Annotated in this window: 19 protein-coding genes; 17 read left to right on the top strand and 2 right to left on the bottom strand. The window is 41.4% G+C overall.

Annotated features, from left to right (window positions below; translation table 11 throughout):
* The first annotated feature begins 1 nt into the window (after position 1).
* From CPZ25_RS04670 to CPZ25_RS04595, 16 genes are all read left to right on the top strand, one after another.
* Positions 2 to 715, top strand: a complete 714-nt coding sequence (locus tag CPZ25_RS04670) for a triose-phosphate isomerase (RefSeq protein WP_096919693.1) — start codon at positions 2 to 4, stop codon at positions 713 to 715.
* A complete protein-coding gene (locus CPZ25_RS04665) occupies positions 702 to 1,223 on the top strand; it encodes a YjbQ family protein (protein ID WP_058694282.1) in 522 nt (173 codons plus the stop codon). The genes CPZ25_RS04670 and CPZ25_RS04665 overlap by 14 nt, the downstream gene beginning before the upstream one ends.
* A 409-nt stretch (positions 1,224 to 1,632) precedes the next feature.
* Positions 1,633 to 2,133, top strand: coding sequence for a transcriptional regulator GutM (locus tag CPZ25_RS04660; RefSeq protein WP_096919694.1), 501 nt, complete (start codon positions 1,633 to 1,635; stop codon positions 2,131 to 2,133).
* A gap of 80 nt (positions 2,134 to 2,213) precedes the next feature.
* The gene (srlA, locus tag CPZ25_RS04655) at positions 2,214 to 2,744 is read left to right on the top strand and encodes a PTS glucitol/sorbitol transporter subunit IIC (protein WP_058694284.1); all 531 of its coding nucleotides are present in this window, start codon (positions 2,214 to 2,216) and stop codon (positions 2,742 to 2,744) included.
* On the top strand, positions 2,737 to 3,726 hold the full coding sequence (srlE, locus tag CPZ25_RS04650) for a PTS glucitol/sorbitol transporter subunit IIB (protein ID WP_058694285.1): 990 nt from the start codon (positions 2,737 to 2,739) through the stop codon (positions 3,724 to 3,726). Before srlA ends, srlE begins: the two co-directional genes overlap by 8 nt.
* A 14-nt stretch (positions 3,727 to 3,740) precedes the next feature.
* The gene (locus CPZ25_RS04645) at positions 3,741 to 4,103 is read left to right on the top strand and encodes a PTS glucitol/sorbitol transporter subunit IIA (RefSeq protein ID WP_074617326.1); all 363 of its coding nucleotides are present in this window, start codon (positions 3,741 to 3,743) and stop codon (positions 4,101 to 4,103) included.
* An 83-nt stretch (positions 4,104 to 4,186) separates the two neighbouring features.
* A complete protein-coding gene (locus CPZ25_RS04640; RefSeq protein WP_058694287.1) occupies positions 4,187 to 5,488 on the top strand; it encodes an NAD(P)H-dependent oxidoreductase in 1,302 nt (433 codons plus the stop codon).
* Between the two features lie 84 nt (positions 5,489 to 5,572).
* Positions 5,573 to 5,848 carry an HPr family phosphocarrier protein gene (locus CPZ25_RS04635; protein WP_058694290.1) on the top strand — a complete coding sequence of 92 codons (276 nt, stop codon included), beginning with the start codon at positions 5,573 to 5,575 and terminating at the stop codon, positions 5,846 to 5,848.
* Positions 5,849 to 5,964: 116 nt separating this feature from the next.
* Entirely contained in the window at positions 5,965 to 6,357 is a 393-nt protein-coding gene (locus CPZ25_RS04630) for a pyridoxamine 5'-phosphate oxidase family protein (protein ID WP_096919695.1), read from the top strand.
* A 119-nt stretch (positions 6,358 to 6,476) separates the two neighbouring features.
* On the top strand, positions 6,477 to 7,118 hold the full coding sequence (locus tag CPZ25_RS04625) for a cobalamin B12-binding domain-containing protein (protein WP_058694292.1): 642 nt from the start codon (positions 6,477 to 6,479) through the stop codon (positions 7,116 to 7,118).
* Complete coding sequence (locus CPZ25_RS04620; RefSeq protein ID WP_074617329.1) at positions 7,111 to 7,812, top strand: GntR family transcriptional regulator; 702 nt, start codon at positions 7,111 to 7,113, stop codon at positions 7,810 to 7,812. Before CPZ25_RS04625 ends, CPZ25_RS04620 begins: the two co-directional genes overlap by 8 nt.
* A 2-nt stretch (positions 7,813 to 7,814) precedes the next feature.
* On the top strand, positions 7,815 to 8,507 hold the full coding sequence (locus CPZ25_RS04615) for a GntR family transcriptional regulator (RefSeq protein ID WP_224168847.1): 693 nt from the start codon (positions 7,815 to 7,817) through the stop codon (positions 8,505 to 8,507).
* Between the two features lie 206 nt (positions 8,508 to 8,713).
* Positions 8,714 to 10,150 (top strand): trimethylamine methyltransferase family protein, encoded by a 1,437-nt coding sequence (locus CPZ25_RS04610; RefSeq protein WP_058694295.1) that lies wholly within the window; start codon positions 8,714 to 8,716, stop codon positions 10,148 to 10,150.
* Between the two features lie 19 nt (positions 10,151 to 10,169).
* Positions 10,170 to 11,585, top strand: a complete 1,416-nt coding sequence (locus tag CPZ25_RS04605; protein ID WP_096919696.1) for a trimethylamine methyltransferase family protein — start codon at positions 10,170 to 10,172, stop codon at positions 11,583 to 11,585.
* Between the two features lie 11 nt (positions 11,586 to 11,596).
* Complete coding sequence (locus CPZ25_RS04600; RefSeq protein ID WP_096919697.1) at positions 11,597 to 12,838, top strand: MFS transporter; 1,242 nt, start codon at positions 11,597 to 11,599, stop codon at positions 12,836 to 12,838.
* Between the two features lie 54 nt (positions 12,839 to 12,892).
* A complete protein-coding gene (locus tag CPZ25_RS04595) occupies positions 12,893 to 14,449 on the top strand; it encodes a BCCT family transporter (protein ID WP_096919698.1) in 1,557 nt (518 codons plus the stop codon).
* Positions 14,450 to 14,474: 25 nt separating this feature from the next.
* Here the strand turns inward: CPZ25_RS04595 and CPZ25_RS04590 are convergent, their stop codons facing one another.
* Positions 14,475 to 15,266, bottom strand: coding sequence for a GNAT family N-acetyltransferase (locus CPZ25_RS04590; RefSeq protein ID WP_243129343.1), 792 nt, complete (start codon positions 15,264 to 15,266; stop codon positions 14,475 to 14,477).
* A gap of 72 nt (positions 15,267 to 15,338) precedes the next feature.
* Complete coding sequence (locus tag CPZ25_RS04585; protein WP_167495162.1) at positions 15,339 to 15,887, bottom strand: flavodoxin family protein; 549 nt, start codon at positions 15,885 to 15,887, stop codon at positions 15,339 to 15,341.
* Between the two features lie 303 nt (positions 15,888 to 16,190).
* Between CPZ25_RS04585 and CPZ25_RS04580 the strand changes: the two genes are divergently transcribed.
* The gene (locus tag CPZ25_RS04580; protein WP_058694301.1) at positions 16,191 to 17,642 is read left to right on the top strand and encodes a GntR family transcriptional regulator; all 1,452 of its coding nucleotides are present in this window, start codon (positions 16,191 to 16,193) and stop codon (positions 17,640 to 17,642) included.

Raw genomic sequence — 17,642 nt, 5'->3', positions numbered from 1 at the left:
AATGAGAAAAGTAAGAACGCCTTTTTTGATCGTGAACCCAAAATCCTACCTTTATGGTGAAAAAAGCTTAGAATTGGCCAAAGCCGCCGACAAGGTGGCAGAGGATACCGGAGTTGAAATTTTCTTTACCTGTCCCTTTGCGGATATTCGCTATATTGCAGAAAATACCAAAAATATTATTGTGACAGCTCAGCATATGGAGTCACTGCGTCCGGGAAGAGGTATGGGACATGTGCTGCCAGAATCTTTAAAAGCTGCGGGAGCAGAAGCTGTTTTTTTGAATCACGCAGAGAACAGCTGTACAGTGGCAGAGCTCTACGCTGCAATGAACCGTGCAAAAGAACTTGAGATGCTCACGGTTGTCTGTGCGGACTCGGTTGTAGAATCAAGGGCGATTGCGGAAATGAAGCCTGATATTTTATTGTCTGAACCAACAGACCTTATCGGCACTGGAGAAACGGCGGATGACAGCTATGTGCTGGAAACAACTGAACAAATTCATGCCGTGAATCCGGAAATTATGATCATGATCGCCTCAGGCGTTAATTCTCCAGAGGATGTTTACAATATTATTAAGCTGGGCGCGGATGGTACCGGTGCGACTTCTGGGATTATCGGCGCGCCAGATCCGGCCCGGATGGTACGCGATATGGCAGAAGCCATGGCAAAGGCCGATAAAGAGAAGAAAGGGGAACAATGCAATGAAGATGTATAAAGAACAAATTGAACTGGAATCTCACGGTGGCAGACCAACTTATTTTGACATTACGCCACAACTAAAAAAAATTATTCAGGAGAGTGGTATTCAGGACGGTATCTGTGCTGTCTCCTCACCGCATACAACCTGTGCCGTTTTTTTTGAGGAGTTTGTCCACGATTATACCGAAGAAGGGGATGAATTTTTGCAGGTCGATCTGAATAACGGGCTTAATAAAATTTTTCCGAAGCATGAAACAGCGGACCAGTATCTTTATCCGGGTGAAGAACATTATCGAGAGGTTGAATCCTGGCCGAATGCTGAAACTTATCTTCCGGGGGGTGACCGAACACAGCTTTTCAATTGTGATGCTCATCTGAAGGCGACGATTATTGGCTCAAGTGAGGTTTTTGATGTGGAAAAAGGAAATCTTGGCGTTGGTGTGACGGGATATGCTTATTTTGTTGATTTTGACTGCTCGCGCCCAAGACCAAGAAAATGTAAGGTCTGCGTGATTGGCGAATAGCTATTAATAAAATATAAGAGGTGCCACGTTCTCTGTTTTGATGAGAATGTGGCGCTTTTTTTCTTCCTAAAACAGTTAAGAACAAAATTTATATAAAGTGTTTTTTGTTTTTGTAAATTATCGATGATTGTTAAATAAATAACATCTTTAAATTATCATTTGTAAATTATAAAACACTAATCTAAAATGACGTTATTTTAACAAATAAGACAAATAATGCGAAAGAAAACGAGTACATTCGGCTAAATTAAGCCAAAATTATATAAATTTTGATAAATAAAGATACTGTCAAAAACAAAATAACTGATTGACATTTACAAATGTGCATTATATAATTCAACTAAAGCCAGGAACAAAAGACAAAAATAAAGGCATTTGGACTTAAAAAACAAAAAAGGGGTAAAGGAAAATGCAAAGAAATTTATTGTTTTTAGTTGTATTTGCGTTGATGGCACTTCAGATGATACTCAGTCTATTTCAGATAAAGCGCTATCAACGGGAACTGGGTAAGCTAAGAGGGACCGGTACCATTGGTATTGGGCATACGAAAGGAGGGCTGAAGGCAGGACAAATTTTGATTGTGTCTTATAGCAGGCGTAAAGACCAGGTGGTAGCTTACCGTCAGATGAAGGGGATTACAATCTTTGCAGGGTTTAAAACAAAAGAAATCATGCTCGGAAAGAGTCTGTCAGATTTAAAAAGAATTGGTCTGGAAGAAGATGCTAAAGAATTTCGGCGTAGAAGACGGAGACATCCCTATGATCCGGAAGAAATGACTAAAAAAAAGGGAGCCCTGATTCAGGCTGTAGAGTCTATCGAGAAAAGACTTGCTGTAGAAGATACACAAACGGAGAATAAAAAACGAATGCTTGAATGTACTGGACAACTTACGGCTAAAGAGTCAATGTAAATAATGAGCTGTATGTAGATTGCGGTAGTTCCGCTTACATAACAGCGATTATTAAAAAAGAAAAGAACGAGGAGGTAATTATGGAATTCTTATCAAATTTAGCGACTTCATTCATTGGGCTGTTTCAAATCGGGGGTGAACAGTTTGTTGGCTACATCACCGGAATCATTCCAACGCTTGTTTGTCTGATCACAGCGGTTAATGCTCTGATCGCGATCATCGGCCAGGACAAGGTTGATAAGCTGGGAATTATCTGCAGTAAAAACTTTTTACTCAGGTATACGCTGCTGCCAATCCTGTCAATGTTTTTCCTGTGTAACCCAATGGCTTACACAATGGGGCGTTTCCTGGATGAAAAATACAAGCCTGCATTTTATGATGCGGCAGTGTCCTTCTGTCATCCAATCACAGGTCTGTTCCCCCATGCAAACGCTGGTGAATACTTTGTTTACGGCGGGATTGCGGCAGGGCTCACAACCTTAGGCAAAGATCTTGGACCATTGGCGATTCGCTACTTTATCGTTGGTGTTATCGTAATACTGATCCGCGGGATTATCTGCGAAAGATTGACCATTAAATTTATGAAAAAGGGGGAAAACGCAAATGTATAAAGCCGTTAAAGTATCAAAGGGTTCTTCAGGCTGGGGTGGCCCGCTGGTTATCCAGCCAACCGAAAAGCGCAGTAAGATCGTTTCTGTTACAGGCGGCGGTATTGACCCGCTTACGAAGAGAATTGCGGAGCTAACCGGAGCGACGGCAGTTGACGGCTTCTCGACCGGTGTTCCTGATGATGAATTCGCCTGCGTGGTCATTGACTGTGGTGGTACGGCACGATGCGGTGTTTACCCTAAAAAGCAGATACCGACTATTAACATTACTTCAGTAGGTCAGAGCGGCCCATTAGCTAAGTTTATCACTGAGGATATTTATGTGTCGGGCGTAAAGCCGGACAATATTCAGCTGGCAGATGGCTCTGAAGCACCCATCGCCACAGAAAAAACAATCCAGCAGGAAAAACAGGAAAAAGAAGAAAGCAAAAAGAAGGAAAGCGCTAAAGGAGAAAAGAAAGAAAGCATTATCGTGCGGCTTGGTAAAGGCGTTGGCGGCGTCGTAGGTAAGTTCTTCCAGGCAGGCCGCGATACCATCGATATGGTCATCCGTAATATTCTCCCGTTTATGGCCTTTGTTGCCATGCTTATCGGGATTATCCAGGGAACCGGTCTTGGTGACTGGATCGCAAACACCATTTCGCCACTTGCAAATACACTCCCAGGTTTGCTGGTTATCTGTATTATCTGTGCCATACCAATCATTTCTCCAATTATTGGACCAGGCGCTGTTATCGCTCAGGTGGTCGGCGTTTTAATTGGCCAGCAGATTGGCGTGGGTGCCATCAATCCTTCTCTGGCATTACCAGCACTCTTCGCCATTGATGCACAGGTGGGCTGTGACTTTGTACCAGTTGGCCTTTCCCTTGGAGAAGCAGAACCGGAAACTATTGACGCCGGTGTGCCCGCTGTGCTGTTTGAACGCTTGATAACAGGTCCTGTAGCTGTTTTGATCGCTTATGCTTTCAGCATTGGGTTATATTAAAAGGCAGGGATGAAATGGACTATAAAAGTACTGTAACAACCATTGGACCGCTGGTAGAGGAAATGGCGGCAGAAGGAAATTTTATAATCGTATTTAATGAAAATGCGCCGGAATCTCTGGCAGAGATGTCCATTCTTCATACTATCTGTGAAATGGATCAGGAAATTAAGCCAGGAGATGTGGTCATTTTTGGCAATAATCAATATATTGTTACCGCAGTAGGTGAGGAAGCAAACCATACTTTAAAGGCTATGGGGCACTGTTCTTTTAAATTTACAGGACGAGAGAATGTGGAACTGCCAGGGCAGATTGAACTGTCTGGCGGGGATATCCCGGAAATAAAGCCTGGAGATCAGTTTGAAATTTTATTCACTTAATCTGGCAAAAAAGAACAGATTCGTATTAATCTGCCAGATAAAAATTGTTTAACAAATTTTTAATATAGAAAGAGGTATTTACAATGATTAACATGATGTACAAGCTGCAGAAGTTGGAAGACGAAGGCAAACCAATTAAAGCCAGTATCGTTGGCGCAGGCCAGATGGGTTGTGGCATGGCCGCTCAAATGACAGTCATGAAAGGGATGGACCCGGTTGTTGTGGTTGACGTTGTGCTTGAAAATGCAAAACGCGCATACCTGGATTCCGGTTATAAAGAAGGCGAAGATTTTGTAGAAGCAGAAACGGTCGAAGAAGCCAATAAGCTTTTGGCACAGGGCAAGTTTATCGTTACAAAAAATAATGAAATCGCAACGAAATGCGATATTATTGATTGTGCTGTCGACGCAACGGGTGTACCGGAAGTCGGGGCCAAGGTTGCGATGGACGCCATCAACGCCGGTAAACACATTTGTATGTTAAATGTTGAAACCGACGTATGCATTGGTCATCTTTTATACAAACTGGCCAACAATGCCGGCGTTGTCTACACAGGCTCCGCAGGGGATGAACCCGGGGCTGTTGTAGAAATGTATGATTATGCAAAAGGTCTTGGATTTGATGTTAAGGTTGTTGGTAAAGGAAAGAACAATCCACTGGCATTGGATTGCACACCAGAAACCGTAGCAGAAATTGCAAAAGAAAAAGGCGCTTCTCCAAAGATGATCTGCGCCTTTAAGGACGGAACTAAAACCATGGTTGAGATGACAGCTATGGCCAACGCCACTGGTTTTGTACCAGATGTTACCGGTGCACACGGTGCAGAAAGCGATGTCGCCCATCTGAATGATGTATTAAGCCTTAAGAGTGAAGGCCGCGGCGGTGTGTTAGACAACTATGGTGTTATTGAATATATCAATGGCGTGGCGCCTGGCGTGTTTGTAATCATCGGAACAGATCAGCCGGATATTGCAGCAGAGCTCACTTATCTGAGCATGGGACCTGGACCAAACTATACACTGTACCGTCCATATCACTTAACTTCTTTAGAAACGCCAATGTCTGTGGCAAAGGCCTGCATTGATCATGAACCAACCATTGTACCGCGCTGCGGACGTGTGGCTGAAACCATTGCTGTCGCTAAAAAGGATATGAAAGCCGGCGAAATGTTAGATGGTATTGGCGGGTACACTATCCGGGGAACCTTTATGGCTGCTTCAGAAGCGGACAGACAGAATGCGCTTCCGATGGGTCTTGTTGATAAGAAAACACAGCTGGTCCATGATAAAAAAGCCGGGGAAGTCATCACCTATGACGATGTTGTTCTGAACAATGATAACCTGATTGTACAACTGCGCAAATTACAGGACGAATTATTTATCTAACGTTTACCCCTTGCCCGGACAGGATGTGAAAACAGCAAGCGTTTTAAAACCTGTCTGGGCGTTTTTTAAAAAGGAGACAGCAAAATGTATACACAAAAGCTGACTGTTGTAAACCCTACCGGACTGCATGCGCGTCCAGCAGCGGAGTTCTGTAAGGTTGCAGGCAGTTATCAATCAAAAATTATGCTCAAACGCCTGGGAGCAAATGAAAAAGAGGGCAATGGAAAGTCTGTTATCGCTGTTATGGCCATGGGGCTGCCGAAAGGCTGCGAGATCGAAATCAGCGCAGAAGGTGAGGATGAAAACGCAGCAGTTGAAGCATTGGCAGAATTGGTCAGAGGCGGATTTGGTGAAATATAAATAAGTGATGCCGTTAAACAGAAAATTTTGTTTGACGGCTTTTTTATTTTCAGGTCAATTTTAGGATATGTGGTATAATTAAGAATACAATATTAAATTCGAAAGGGTGAAGGATCATGCAGAAAGTTTATGATTTTTTGAAAAAGTGTAACACCTACTATCTGGCTACAACAGATGGCGACCAGCCAAGGGTGCGCCCCTTTGGGACGATTGATCTTTTTGAGGACAAGCTCTATATTCAGACAGGAAAGGTAAAGGACGTTTCAAAGCAGATAATAAAGAATCCCAAAATTGAGCTGTGCGCTTTTAATGGTCAAAAATGGCTGAGAGTGCAGGCTGTTGCTGTAGAAGATGACCGTGTAGAGGCCAGACAACATATGTTAGACAGTTATCCAGAGCTGCAGAATATGTATTCTGCAACGGATGATAATACTCAAGTGTTTTACCTGAAAGACGCCACTGCGACATTTTCCTCATTTACGGAAGCACCGGAGAGTATCACATTTTAATCAGTGAAAGCCTAGGACAGTGAGCGCTGTTCTGGGCTTTATTGCGTTTTTTCTGCTGATTTATTTACATTCAAAAGCTGCTAAGATATAATGAATTATAAAGATGAGGTGATTAAAAAATGTTAGAGGCACTTGTATCCTTTTTCATTGAGCTGGATGAAGATAAGGTGGTTATAACCATACAACGTTTGATAAAGGCAGGAATCGAAAAGAAAAAAGTTGTGGAAGCACTGAATGAAGCACTGGATATTATTGGAAAAAAGTACGAGACTGGAGAGTATACCTTATCGGACTTAATGATGGCGGGCATTCTCTATGAACAGGTGATGGAGATGGACTGTATTGATATTTCAAAATCCATTGAAAAGTCAGCGTTGAAAGATGGGATAATTGTTATTGGAACGATTGAGAGCGACATGCACGATATTGGGAAATCGCTGTTTAAAAGTGTTGCCTCCACTTCAGGATTTCAGGTCATTGATCTTGGCGTTAATGTAAAGCCTGAAGTATTCTGTCAGAAAATAAAAGAGCTTAACCCAGATATTGTGGGGATCAGCGCAGTGCTTACCGGAGCTATCAGCCATCTGCGGAAAGCAGTTGATGCCATTACACAAGAAGGGCTCAGAGATCAGGTGAAAATCATTATTGGCGGCAGTGTAGTAGATGCGGCTGTCTGTAGGGAGGTAGGAGCAGACGGTTTTACAGATGATGCGATTCAGGGTGTCGAAATATGTCAAAAGTGGATGAACAGCGATGGGTGAATATACGAAGTATACAGAAATTATAGAGAACATAAAACAGAAGATACAAAGCAATATTTATAAATCGAATGAACTGCTTCCTTCCGAAAAGGAGTTGTGCACCGAATACAGTGTAAGCCGGCGAACCGTTCGAAGAGCGATTATAGAGCTTGTAGAGGATGGCTATTTATATACAGTGCCGGGTAAAGGAACCTTTGTACATGTCTTAAATAAGGATAATTATGAAGTTAACTTTAGACTTGGAGACATTATTTACAAGGGATTTGATAAATCAGAATTATATGAAGCCACCATTCTCTCGCCAGATGTTTACCTTGTATATAATTTGCAGGTGGCGCCAACAGATAAGGTTCTACGAATTCAGTCTCAGCTGAAAAGAGACGCTCAGGTTGTCGCTTTTGATGTTAAAAACATCCCGTATTTTCTGGGGATTCCTTTGAAAGAGGAGAACCTGAATTATAATAGTTTGAGAGATATTTTAAAAAATAAAATTTCTCAGTACGAAATGACAGAGGAAATTTATCTGTCCTCAATGATGGCAGATGATTTTTTGTGCAGAGTAATGCAGATGGAAGCTCCGGAGCCTTTGATGGTTTTAGATATCATCATCAGTGACCGAGACAAAATCCCACTGGGATGGAATAAAATTTATATAAAATGGAATGAAAGTGAAATTAAAGGGGTATCGGTTTGACAGTGAACAATCATTTTACAGCTTATGAGCTTATTGCAAGTGATATCCGTGAAAAAATTGAAGAAAATATTTTTAAGCCTGAACAGAGACTGCCTTCAGTACTTGAATTATGCAGTGAATATAATGCAAGCGATTCTACGATTCGAAAAAGTCTGGATATTTTAAAAAAAGAAGGCTATATTTACAGTAAAAAAAGAGTCGGTGTTTTTGTAAGCTCTATCGAGGAAAAACGGTTTATTCTTAAATTTAATGAATTCAGCAATTTAAAAGAGCCAGTCACAGCTTATAAACTGGTAATGTTTAAAAAAGGACCAGATAATAAAAAAGTTAAGGATTCAAGGTTTTATCACAAAAAATATATCGAATGCCATCGTATCTATACGGCAGGGGCATTTCCGGTATTGTATAAAATCGACTATATTCTGTACAACGCTCATATGCGTCTGAAAAGCATTAACGCTGAAAAATGGATTGGAGAAATGGATCTTGTAATGGAGAGCCCTGCAATTTATAAAAAACTTTCATTAAAAATAGATCTGGGCAAAGAGGAGATTCGCAAGGCTATGATTTTGGCTGAAGAGAGTATCCTTTATAAAATAAGGCGGGAGTATTACACTGAAAAGAAGTCATTTGTGGGTTTAAGCGAAATTTATGTGGCAAACCATGACTTAAAATTACAGATTCATGAAAAATAGGGTTGACAGAAAGAGTAAATCCTGATATATTCTATGTGTAATATGTACAACATAAAAAAATAAACACGGAGCACCGCGTTTATTTTTTTAAAGGCCTTCTATGTGCTACATGTACAACTTAATGTCGCGATGTTTTAAAAGATGATTTTATTTTTAAAGGAGGGCTCTTTGACAAATCTATTATAATAGGTGTTAAAGGGGAGACTATGAAACCATACGAACGATTTATTTCTAAGAATGATATTCAAACGATTCATGAAGAAAGTGTAAAAATATTAAGTGAAATCGGAGTTAAATTTGAACATGAAACAGCTATCGAGCTTTTTAAAAAGCATGGTGCAAAGGTTGATGGGGATATTGTTTTTATTGATGAAGCCTTGCTAAGCAAATCTTTAAAGAAAGTACCAGAAAGCTTCGAAGTGAATATAGGTGAAGGCAAAACCATTAATCTGGGCGGTGGATCGAAGGTACGTATGCCAGCAATGGGTAATATTTATATTTCAGAAAAAGGTAAAATACGCAAAATGGATAATAAAGATACCATTGATCAATTCAAACTTGCAGACACCAGCCCGGTTGTCAATGTCGGTTATCTGAATTATCTTCCTGATCTAAAAGGATTTACAACAGAGCAAAAAATGTTTTACTTGATTGCTATGTCACTGAAATACTGCAATCAACGCAATATTATGTTGAAGGTAGATACCTTCCACATGCCTGAGAACCGTTCAGTCCGTGAAGTTACCCAGGAAGGCTATCAGCTTGTTAAGCGGTTCTACGGCATTGATGGGTATGTAGCTCTTGGTGATATTAACCCGATTTCACCTTTGACATATGATCATGATCCCATTGAAAAGCTGTTGGGTATCTGTGCAGAGAACCAGCCGATCTGGATTTGTCCATGTGCTATGCCGATGATGACTGCGCCGGCGTCGGTCGCTTCAATGGTTGCTCAAACAAATGCAGAAATATTAGCAGGCTTGACACTTATACAGCTCATTAACCCTGGAACGCCAGTTTTATACGGAAACACCTCGGGTTCGACAAACCTTCGTACCATTCAATTGAGTATCGGTGCGCCAGAGACAGCGCTTGTCAGCTATGCCACCGCAGGTCTTGCTGATTATTACAATCTGCCTTTCAGAACCGGTGGAGGCTTGAGTGACGCTAAAGATATGGACATGCAGGCAGGTCTGGAATCTATGCTGATGATTCAGACAACTGAAGAGTGTAATCCAGATTTGGTTATGCATAGCTGCGGTACGATTGGTTCATTCAATGTCATCAGTTTTGAAAAATTTTTGGTAGATGAGGAAATTTGGGATTACGTCAGACGATTAATAAAAGGTGTGGATATTACTGAAAAGAAACTCTGCTTTAAGGAACTTCAAGAGGCAGGGCCGCGTGGAACTTTTGTAACAGGCAGAACACCCAAAATGTATCGGGAAGAATTTGTTTTACCTAAATATCTGAATAAGGACGATCCAAATCAATGGCAGGCACAGGGAGGGACACCTTTGAGGGACACCCTTCATGAAGCTGTGAGAAGCCGTATTAACAGTTACATGCCGCCGGAGATCACCAAAGAACAAAATGAACTTTTAATGCCTTATCTGCCAGAAATATATAAAGAAAGAATTTAATAAAACAAAGAGGTTAAGTATGTGCGCTGAAAAAAATTACTTTGAACAAAATGGGAGTCTCCATGAACAGTCAAAAGCCTTTTTAAAGAAAAACGGTCTGCCTTTGGAAGATAAAAAACTGGAGGATTGGCTTAGAAAGCGAGGGTTTACGGTGGAAGGGGGCCGAATAAAGTTTAGGGATTATGAAATCGAGCATGCTCTAAAATTATGTCCTTCGGTAATCCAGCTGAAAACGGATGTGTCTGACTTAGACCTTGGAGGGTTAAAAAGCTACTATGGATTTACAGGCATATCAGAATTATTTTTAAAAGACAACAACGCACATACTTTTCACAAGGAAGATGGTATTGATATTTTTAAACTCGTCGATACCAGTCGTATTATAGATTTTTCGGCGTACTATCCCTGGTTTTCCAGCTATCGGAGCCAGGCAGAACAACTAGCTTTTCTACTCAAACACAGTAATAAATCTGTGGTCGTTCTTCCGGGAAAATGTGTTAATAAAACAGATCTGTATGAATCACTTCAACTCATCGGCGACTATTTTGAGCAAAGAAATGAGTACCAGCTGGCAGTTCCAGTGGAGGTATATGATGACAGCGCGGTTACGTGGAGGCAGATAGAGTGTTTGGAATGTGTAGCGGGGTTTCATCAGGTAATTTTATTAAGTATCCACAGCACGATAAAAGAGAATGAATTAATAACAGAAGAAGCGCTATGTGTTCGAATCAATGCTGTAGCTTTAGGTTACTGCTGTATTATTCAAAAGCTTTTTAGTGGGCAGGCTGTAATCTTTACATTGTCTAATCAGATATCCAGAGGTTATAACGATAAAGAGGCGGTAAGTGTTATGAGCAAAAGCATTTTAGGGCTGACTGCACAGGTATGGAGGTATTATCAAGTGCCGTTTATGATGAGCAATCTTCCTCTTAATGCACAGATACCAAATGTCGTTGCTGGTATTGAAGCTATGGCGCGTTACCGGGAGATGTTTGATGATCTTCAAAGCGACATAATGAATTTTTCGTTGGGCGGTCTTGATCATGAAAAAGTGTTTTGTCTCGAAAAATATCTGATCGATGAAGAGATTATTGAAATGCTGGCGCGATTATATCGTGGAATAGACTGTTCAGAGGAAGCAAGCTGTTATGATGCTGTAAAGAACGCAGGCCCCAGAGGAAGCTACTTTAATACTCGTATGCTTAAAATTATAAAAAAAGAATTCTACGACAGCCGTTATTTAAATAAAGAATCTCTTGGTAATTGGCGTTCTGAGACAGAGCAGGACTTGATTGGTTATGTGAGGAAAGCTGTTCAAAAAAGATTGAACGCCTATGTTCCACCGGAGGTTACAAAAGAGAAAAGAATGCTTTTGGACAAGTACCTGAGAGACGAGGATCGCTGTATTACTCAATTTCAGGATATCAAATTTTAGAGGAGAAAATCATGGAATTATCAAAAGGGAAGAGGAATTTTCTGGTTGTATTGATCAGTTTTATGGTCGGGATTATTTATTTTATTCCATATATTCGATTTACGTTTTATGATCAAACGATTGCTGCGTTTCAGCTTACCAATATGGAACTTGGCAATTTAGGTGCGGTATATGGTCTCGTTGCATTATTTTGTTATCCAATCAGCGGTTTTTTGGCAGAAAAGTTTAGTCCTAAACTTTTACTGGCAGCGTCTTTCATCGGAACAGCGGCGATGACCTTTTGGCAGGCAAGCTTTCCAAGCTACGGCGCATTACTCGTTATCTATATTTTATTTGCCTTCTTTACAACAGCAACATTGTGGTCACCATATATCGCAGTGTTAAGAAATCTGGGAACTGAGGAAGAACAGGGGAAGCTTTTTGGGATCAGTGAAGCGATGCGCGGTATTGTTTCTACAGTAACAGGTTTTGTATTTGTCTGGATACTGAGTCTTTTTGCCGATGCCGTTGGTGGATTTAGGGCTATTTTGATTATCGGAGCAGTGGTCTATATTATTTTTGCGGCGTTAGCTATTATTTTTCTTCCTAAAAATGTTTCACGCGAAGAAAAAGAGAATGAGGGGAAGAAAGAGAAAGGAAGCATCCTGAAGGCTTTGAAACTACCAGGTGTCTGGCTAATGGGGCTCTTTATTTTCAGCTGCTATTCTATTATTGCTGCGGGCATTAATTATCTTGGAACTTATACTACACAGATTTTAGGCGTCTCGGCTTCTGTATCCAGCAGTTTGGCTATTATACGAAGCTACGTCTTAACGGTTGTAGCAGGCATTGGGGCTGGAATCATCGCAGATAAGTTTAAATCGAGATTGATATTTTTAGTTTATGTTTTGATCGCTATCATCGTTTGTGCTGTTGCGACACCATTTTTATCTAATCTTGTTACTCTGGCAATCATTGTCACTATGGTTTTGTCGTTATTGTATTTTATGATGAAATCTGTATATTTTTCCATTATGGGTGAAAGCGGTATTCCTGTAGCTATGACTGGTATCGCCAGCGGCATTGTATCGTTTATTGGTTTTATTCCAGACGCTTTTATTACATCTCTAATGGGATCATGGCTTGATAAAGACCCTGTAACAGGCTTTAATATGATTTTTGCCTGGATTGCAATTTGGGGTGTGATTGCAATTGTTCTGGCACTTGTTATTTATAAAAGAGGAAAGAAAAACCAACTGATTCATGAAAAATGATCGTACTTATAAGCGGCCCGTCTGTTTGGCCGCTTTTTTCTTTAGGAGGAAACAATGAAGCATCAAAAGATTAATTTAATTGTTTTTTTACCGTCAGTATTTCTTTTTTGCGCCTGCATTATATTAGCTTTTCTTGATAACGTGGCGTTTGTAAGCTTAACCAGTACGCTGTATGCGTGGATATTGGACGAATTCGGATGGCTGTTTTTACTGACTGCTTTGGTAGTATTTCTGGTGTGCCTCGGTTTGTATTTTTCGCATTTTGGAAAAATAATCATAGGAGGAAAAGGGGCTAAGCCGATAATGTCTGTCTGGAATTGGTTCAGTATTACGCTTTGCACCACGGTGGCTTCGGGCATTGTATTTTGGGGGGCGGCTGAGCCAGTACAGCATATTCTTAATCCTCCGGTATCAAGCGGTATTGAGGCTCTGACTCCAGAGTCTTCTCTATTTGCCATGGCAGCAGTTTTCAGACACTGGACGGTCCTGCCCTATGGACTTTACACAATTTTAGCGGTCGTTTTTGCTTTTGTTTATTATAATATGCGGCAGCCCTTCTCCTTGGGTTCTGTCATTGCGCCGCTTATTCCTGAAAAGGGAAGAAGCGGCGTGAGCAAGGCTGTGGATTTTATCTGTGTATTTGCATTGGTCACAGGTCTTGCCGCATCTCTGGCTTCAGGCGTGCTCAGTATCAATGGTGGGCTCAGCAAGCTGTTCGGCATCGATTCAAATGCAATGGTGTGGGGAATCATCATTCTGGTAATTGGAGGTATGACCATTATTGCCGCAGTTACGGGGATCACTCGAGGTATAAAATATCTGTCAAATATAAATGTAGCAATGTATATTGTGATACTGGCTTTTATACTCTTGTTCGGGGGAACTGTCTTTATTTTTAGTTTTGGTATTGAAAGCATAGGTCAGTTTATATCGACCTTTTTCAGTGGTACGCTGTTTACTGGCACAGCAGAGGGTGACCTCTGGGCCAAAAATTGGACGATGTTTTATTTGGGAAACTGGATGGCGTGGGCACCAGTGACGGCGGTGTTCCTCGGAAGAATTAGCTATGGCCGCAGGATAAAAGATGTGATTGCAATGAACCTTTTTGTAACCGCACTGTTTAGTATAGTTTGGTTCATGATTATCTCTGGAGCGACAGTCAATCAGCTGATGAATAACCCCGCATCAGGTCTCATTGATGCATATAACGCCGGGTATGAAAATGTGATTTATCAGCTGTTCAAGAACTTGCCTTTAAGCCAGATTTTTATTCCATTGTATCTGGTAGCGGTTTTGATTTCATTTGTAACCGCAGCCGATTCCACTACAATGGCCATTGCAGGTATTTGCAGCAAAGGAATCGCACCAGATTCGCCAGAGCCGCCAACTTATTTGATTGCGGTTTGGGGTGTTATTGTAGCTGTGGTAACCTGGATTATGATGTCGGTGGGTGAGGGAATTACCGGCATTAAGATGCTTTCGAATATTGGCGGCCTTCCAGCCATGTTTTTGATTGTTCTTGTGGTAATCAGCGCGATAATCATTTCGATACACCCAGAAAGATATAATTTTGTTGATAAAAACAATGTAACTGACAAAAATGTAAAATAAATTGATCTGCACAAGATACACACTTTTAGCGTGGTGCGGACAAAAGGGCCATATCACCCACGGCATATGCTGTGTAAGGTGCCTCCAGACAGTAGCCAAGGCTCTTGGCAAGGCCCAGGGATTCCTGGCTGACAGCATCCCAGCTGGGATAGCGGTTTTGCTGCAGGCATTCTAAAATAAGGCGTGAGCCTACAATCCGTGCCAAACCTTGTCTTCGATAGGGGCGTTTAGTATCGATCTGGATTTCGATACCGTCATCGTAATAAGTATAGGAGGAAGCTCCGGTAATGACTTCATGGTTTTTAATGATGACAAATCCGAGACCGTTTTGTGCATAATCCTGTGCGTTTTTAAACTGAGAACATAAATCTTTAGACCATTCTTCATTTCGCAGAGTGCGGTAAAGCGTACCGTCAATTCGACAAATTTCGCAGTCCTGGGGAAGGCCTGTAAGATTAACCCGAAGCTGTTCTTGATTGAAAGCTTCGGGTTCTTTTTTTAGAGCATAACGTATAAATTTTATGTATCGTCCATCGTAGGTAGATTCGATTAATGAATGCCAGCTTTCCTGGCGCGTGATCAGGGTAATGACGGGAACCCTGATCGGATCAGGAATGTTATCGATCAGCTCTGGATCAGGTATGCCGGCAAAAAAACAAAAATCACCGATTAAGATCTGGGCAGACTTGGGGGTGTCGGGATTATCTGCAAAAGCCTGACCGAGATGGCCTTGAAGGCAGGACCATACTGGTGTTTCATTCCAACCTTTAAATAATGGCGCAATACACTGTAGATTTTTTTTTGAAATTGTGTACAAAGTGAGCCTCCTGGCAGTATAAAAACCAGCCAGTAGAAAGATCTCCTGGCTTTGTAGGAACATTGTTAATCGTTAAAAGCTTTGCCCAAAGGCGAGGACTTGTTCCAGCCAGCCGCTTTCCAGAATATCATCCTTTTTCCAGACATCAGAAGCGATAAAAACGCCTTTATTCTGCCATTTCAGGTAGTCTGCGGTTAGCTTATAACTGTCAATGGCGGGAAGAAAATCCTTCAGGTCACTGCTGGCACCGGTCATCAGCAGGACTGATTTTTTACCTACCAAAGGCATTGGATGATTACTTCTGCAAAAAGCGTACATTCGATCAATGACTGCTTTTAGCTGGGCAGTCAAATTGAAAAAATATAGCGGCGATACCAGAACAACCATGTCAGCAGCTAAAAGCATGGGGTAAATTTTCCAAAAATCATCTTTTTGAACACAAGGTGCATCGGCCTCGGCGTAACATTGATCGCAAGCCAGGCATCCGTTTATTTTCATGTGACCAGCGGAAATCATTGTAACGACATGATCCTTTTGCTGAAGCCCCTGCGCAAAGGCACGGGCCAGCAGTTCGCTGTTGCCGCCTTTTCTGGGACTGGACGAAATAATTAAAACTTTCATATTTAACCTCCTGATAACGTAAACAACCATTGAATAGAATTATAATCCAGTGTGATGGTAAAAGCAATGGAAATGTGATAAATTGTGGTGTGAATTTTATGGCTCTCAGGGACCGTGAAAATTGCAAGCAATACCAGTGGATGCCGTTGTTTTTGCCCGGATGAGTATATATGGCGGAAGCAAAGGGTTTAAACGGTATCGGTTATCATCCTTATTTGGGATTCCTAATAGATGCTTTTGAAGCTATGGCAATGCTGGATTTTGAAAATAAAGTGTGTTAGAATGAAAAAAAGGAGGAATTTTATGGCAGCAGAAAAAAGTCAACAGAAAATGATATATCATTTTCTGCTAAGACAGATCAAGATGGGCAATTATAAAAGTGGAGACCGTTTTCCAACGGTTAAGGAGATCGCCGATCATTTTAACGTGTCCTATTGTCCAGCCCAGATCGCCTTAAAAACATTGGAAAAGGACGGGTATGTCCAGCTGAGCAAGGGGAAAACAGCAGAAATAATATGGCAGCCAGATGAAACCGCAGAAAAAACACTGGACTTTGAAGAGCGCAGGGGGGTATTGAAGGATCTTTATGAAAGTCTCTGCCATTTTTCCCCCTTATCCAGGCTACAGGGATTAAGTTTGATGGATGAAAAACAGCTCGCTGAACTGGAACAGCTGCTTACCAGTGATCAGGAGCCGCTGTTGTTTAGCCTTTATAAGGGTTTTGAAGTATCTTTACAACCTATGAAAAATCAGATGCTGATGTACTTGTTTACAGATGTTGATGCTTTTGTGGGAACAGTACTCGTGGACCGGATGAAAGATGTGAATGATGGCCAGGGCGATATGGCTTTGGAAAAAGTAAGAAAATATCTGCTCAATGCCATTCGGTGTATCCAAAAAAAGGAATATACAAATGGCTTTGAGCAGCTTTCACAATTAAGCTATTATTTAAAAGGATTTTTCGATATTAATCAGAATGAGGACGGCCAGTGTGCTCAGACCGAAGCTTTTTCTTGGGAACCTCAAAAGGGCCGTAAACGGTATTGTGATGACATCGCCATTGATCTGATCTGTAAAATTAACCAAGGGGTCTATCCGGTAGACAGCTACCTGCCGCAGGGCAGGCTGCTGGCGGATATTTATCATGTATCCCCGATTACTATACGTCGAACCATAAGTATTCTTAATGAGCTGGGCGTAGCAAAAAACATCAATGGTGTTGGAACAAAAGTGATTTTCCCGGGAGACCGGACGATTTTATACAAAATGAAGGATATGACAATGGACAGAAATCTGATTCAGTTTTTAGAAGCCCTGCAGATTCTGGCTATTACCGGTGAGTCTGTTGCACTTAGTGTTTTTCCATTTTTTGATGAAAATGCCCTCCAGAAGATTAAGGAAGCCTTAAAACTAAAGGGTGATGAGCGGTCAAAAATACAGACCTTTGCAGCTTGTTTACAGGCCATCGTCCATTGTGCTCCTTTTGCGGCGGTCAGGGAGATATACAGCAAGCTGACTCTTATGACACTAAAAGGGAGTGTTCTGCGGCTTGAGAGTACTGGCGATGAAAACATTGTCTGGTGGGCAGAAATGGCTGAAAGGTTTGAAAACAGTCTGGATAATAAGGACGCGGCTTTGTTTTCCAAAACACTTTTTGATTTGTTTTACCGGAGTTTTTGTTCTACCCGTAAGATGCTGTGTGAAATTGGAGTAGAACAGGCAGGCTTGGTTGCGGTTCCGATTATTTTTAAATAA

The sequence above is a fragment of the Eubacterium maltosivorans genome (genome assembly GCF_002441855.2).
GTDB lineage: Bacteria > Bacillota > Clostridia > Eubacteriales > Eubacteriaceae > Eubacterium > Eubacterium maltosivorans.
This window is presented reverse-complemented; position numbering and strand designations above follow the sequence as displayed.

Excerpts from the sequence above, each read along its gene's own strand:
- CPZ25_RS04595 (WP_096919698.1), top strand. The coding sequence starts at position 12,893 with ATGAAGCATCAAAAGATTAATTTAATTGTTTTTTTACCGTCAGTATTT.
- srlE (WP_058694285.1), top strand. The coding sequence starts at position 2,737 with ATGTATAAAGCCGTTAAAGTATCAAAGGGTTCTTCAGGCTGGGGTGGC.
- CPZ25_RS04635 (WP_058694290.1), top strand. The coding sequence starts at position 5,573 with ATGTATACACAAAAGCTGACTGTTGTAAACCCTACCGGACTGCATGCG.
- CPZ25_RS04640 (WP_058694287.1), top strand. The coding sequence starts at position 4,187 with ATGATTAACATGATGTACAAGCTGCAGAAGTTGGAAGACGAAGGCAAA.
- CPZ25_RS04670 (WP_096919693.1), top strand. The coding sequence starts at position 2 with ATGAGAAAAGTAAGAACGCCTTTTTTGATCGTGAACCCAAAATCCTAC.
- CPZ25_RS04625 (WP_058694292.1), top strand. The coding sequence starts at position 6,477 with ATGTTAGAGGCACTTGTATCCTTTTTCATTGAGCTGGATGAAGATAAG.
- CPZ25_RS04605 (WP_096919696.1), top strand. The coding sequence starts at position 10,170 with ATGTGCGCTGAAAAAAATTACTTTGAACAAAATGGGAGTCTCCATGAA.
- CPZ25_RS04665 (WP_058694282.1), top strand. The coding sequence starts at position 702 with ATGAAGATGTATAAAGAACAAATTGAACTGGAATCTCACGGTGGCAGA.
- srlA (WP_058694284.1), top strand. The coding sequence starts at position 2,214 with ATGGAATTCTTATCAAATTTAGCGACTTCATTCATTGGGCTGTTTCAA.
- CPZ25_RS04630 (WP_096919695.1), top strand. The coding sequence starts at position 5,965 with ATGCAGAAAGTTTATGATTTTTTGAAAAAGTGTAACACCTACTATCTG.
- CPZ25_RS04600 (WP_096919697.1), top strand. The coding sequence starts at position 11,597 with ATGGAATTATCAAAAGGGAAGAGGAATTTTCTGGTTGTATTGATCAGT.
- CPZ25_RS04585 (WP_167495162.1), bottom strand. The coding sequence starts at position 15,887 with ATGAAAGTTTTAATTATTTCGTCCAGTCCCAGAAAAGGCGGCAACAGC.
- CPZ25_RS04580 (WP_058694301.1), top strand. The coding sequence starts at position 16,191 with ATGGCAGCAGAAAAAAGTCAACAGAAAATGATATATCATTTTCTGCTA.
- CPZ25_RS04620 (WP_074617329.1), top strand. The coding sequence starts at position 7,111 with ATGGGTGAATATACGAAGTATACAGAAATTATAGAGAACATAAAACAG.
- CPZ25_RS04660 (WP_096919694.1), top strand. The coding sequence starts at position 1,633 with ATGCAAAGAAATTTATTGTTTTTAGTTGTATTTGCGTTGATGGCACTT.
- CPZ25_RS04645 (WP_074617326.1), top strand. The coding sequence starts at position 3,741 with ATGGACTATAAAAGTACTGTAACAACCATTGGACCGCTGGTAGAGGAA.
- CPZ25_RS04610 (WP_058694295.1), top strand. The coding sequence starts at position 8,714 with ATGAAACCATACGAACGATTTATTTCTAAGAATGATATTCAAACGATT.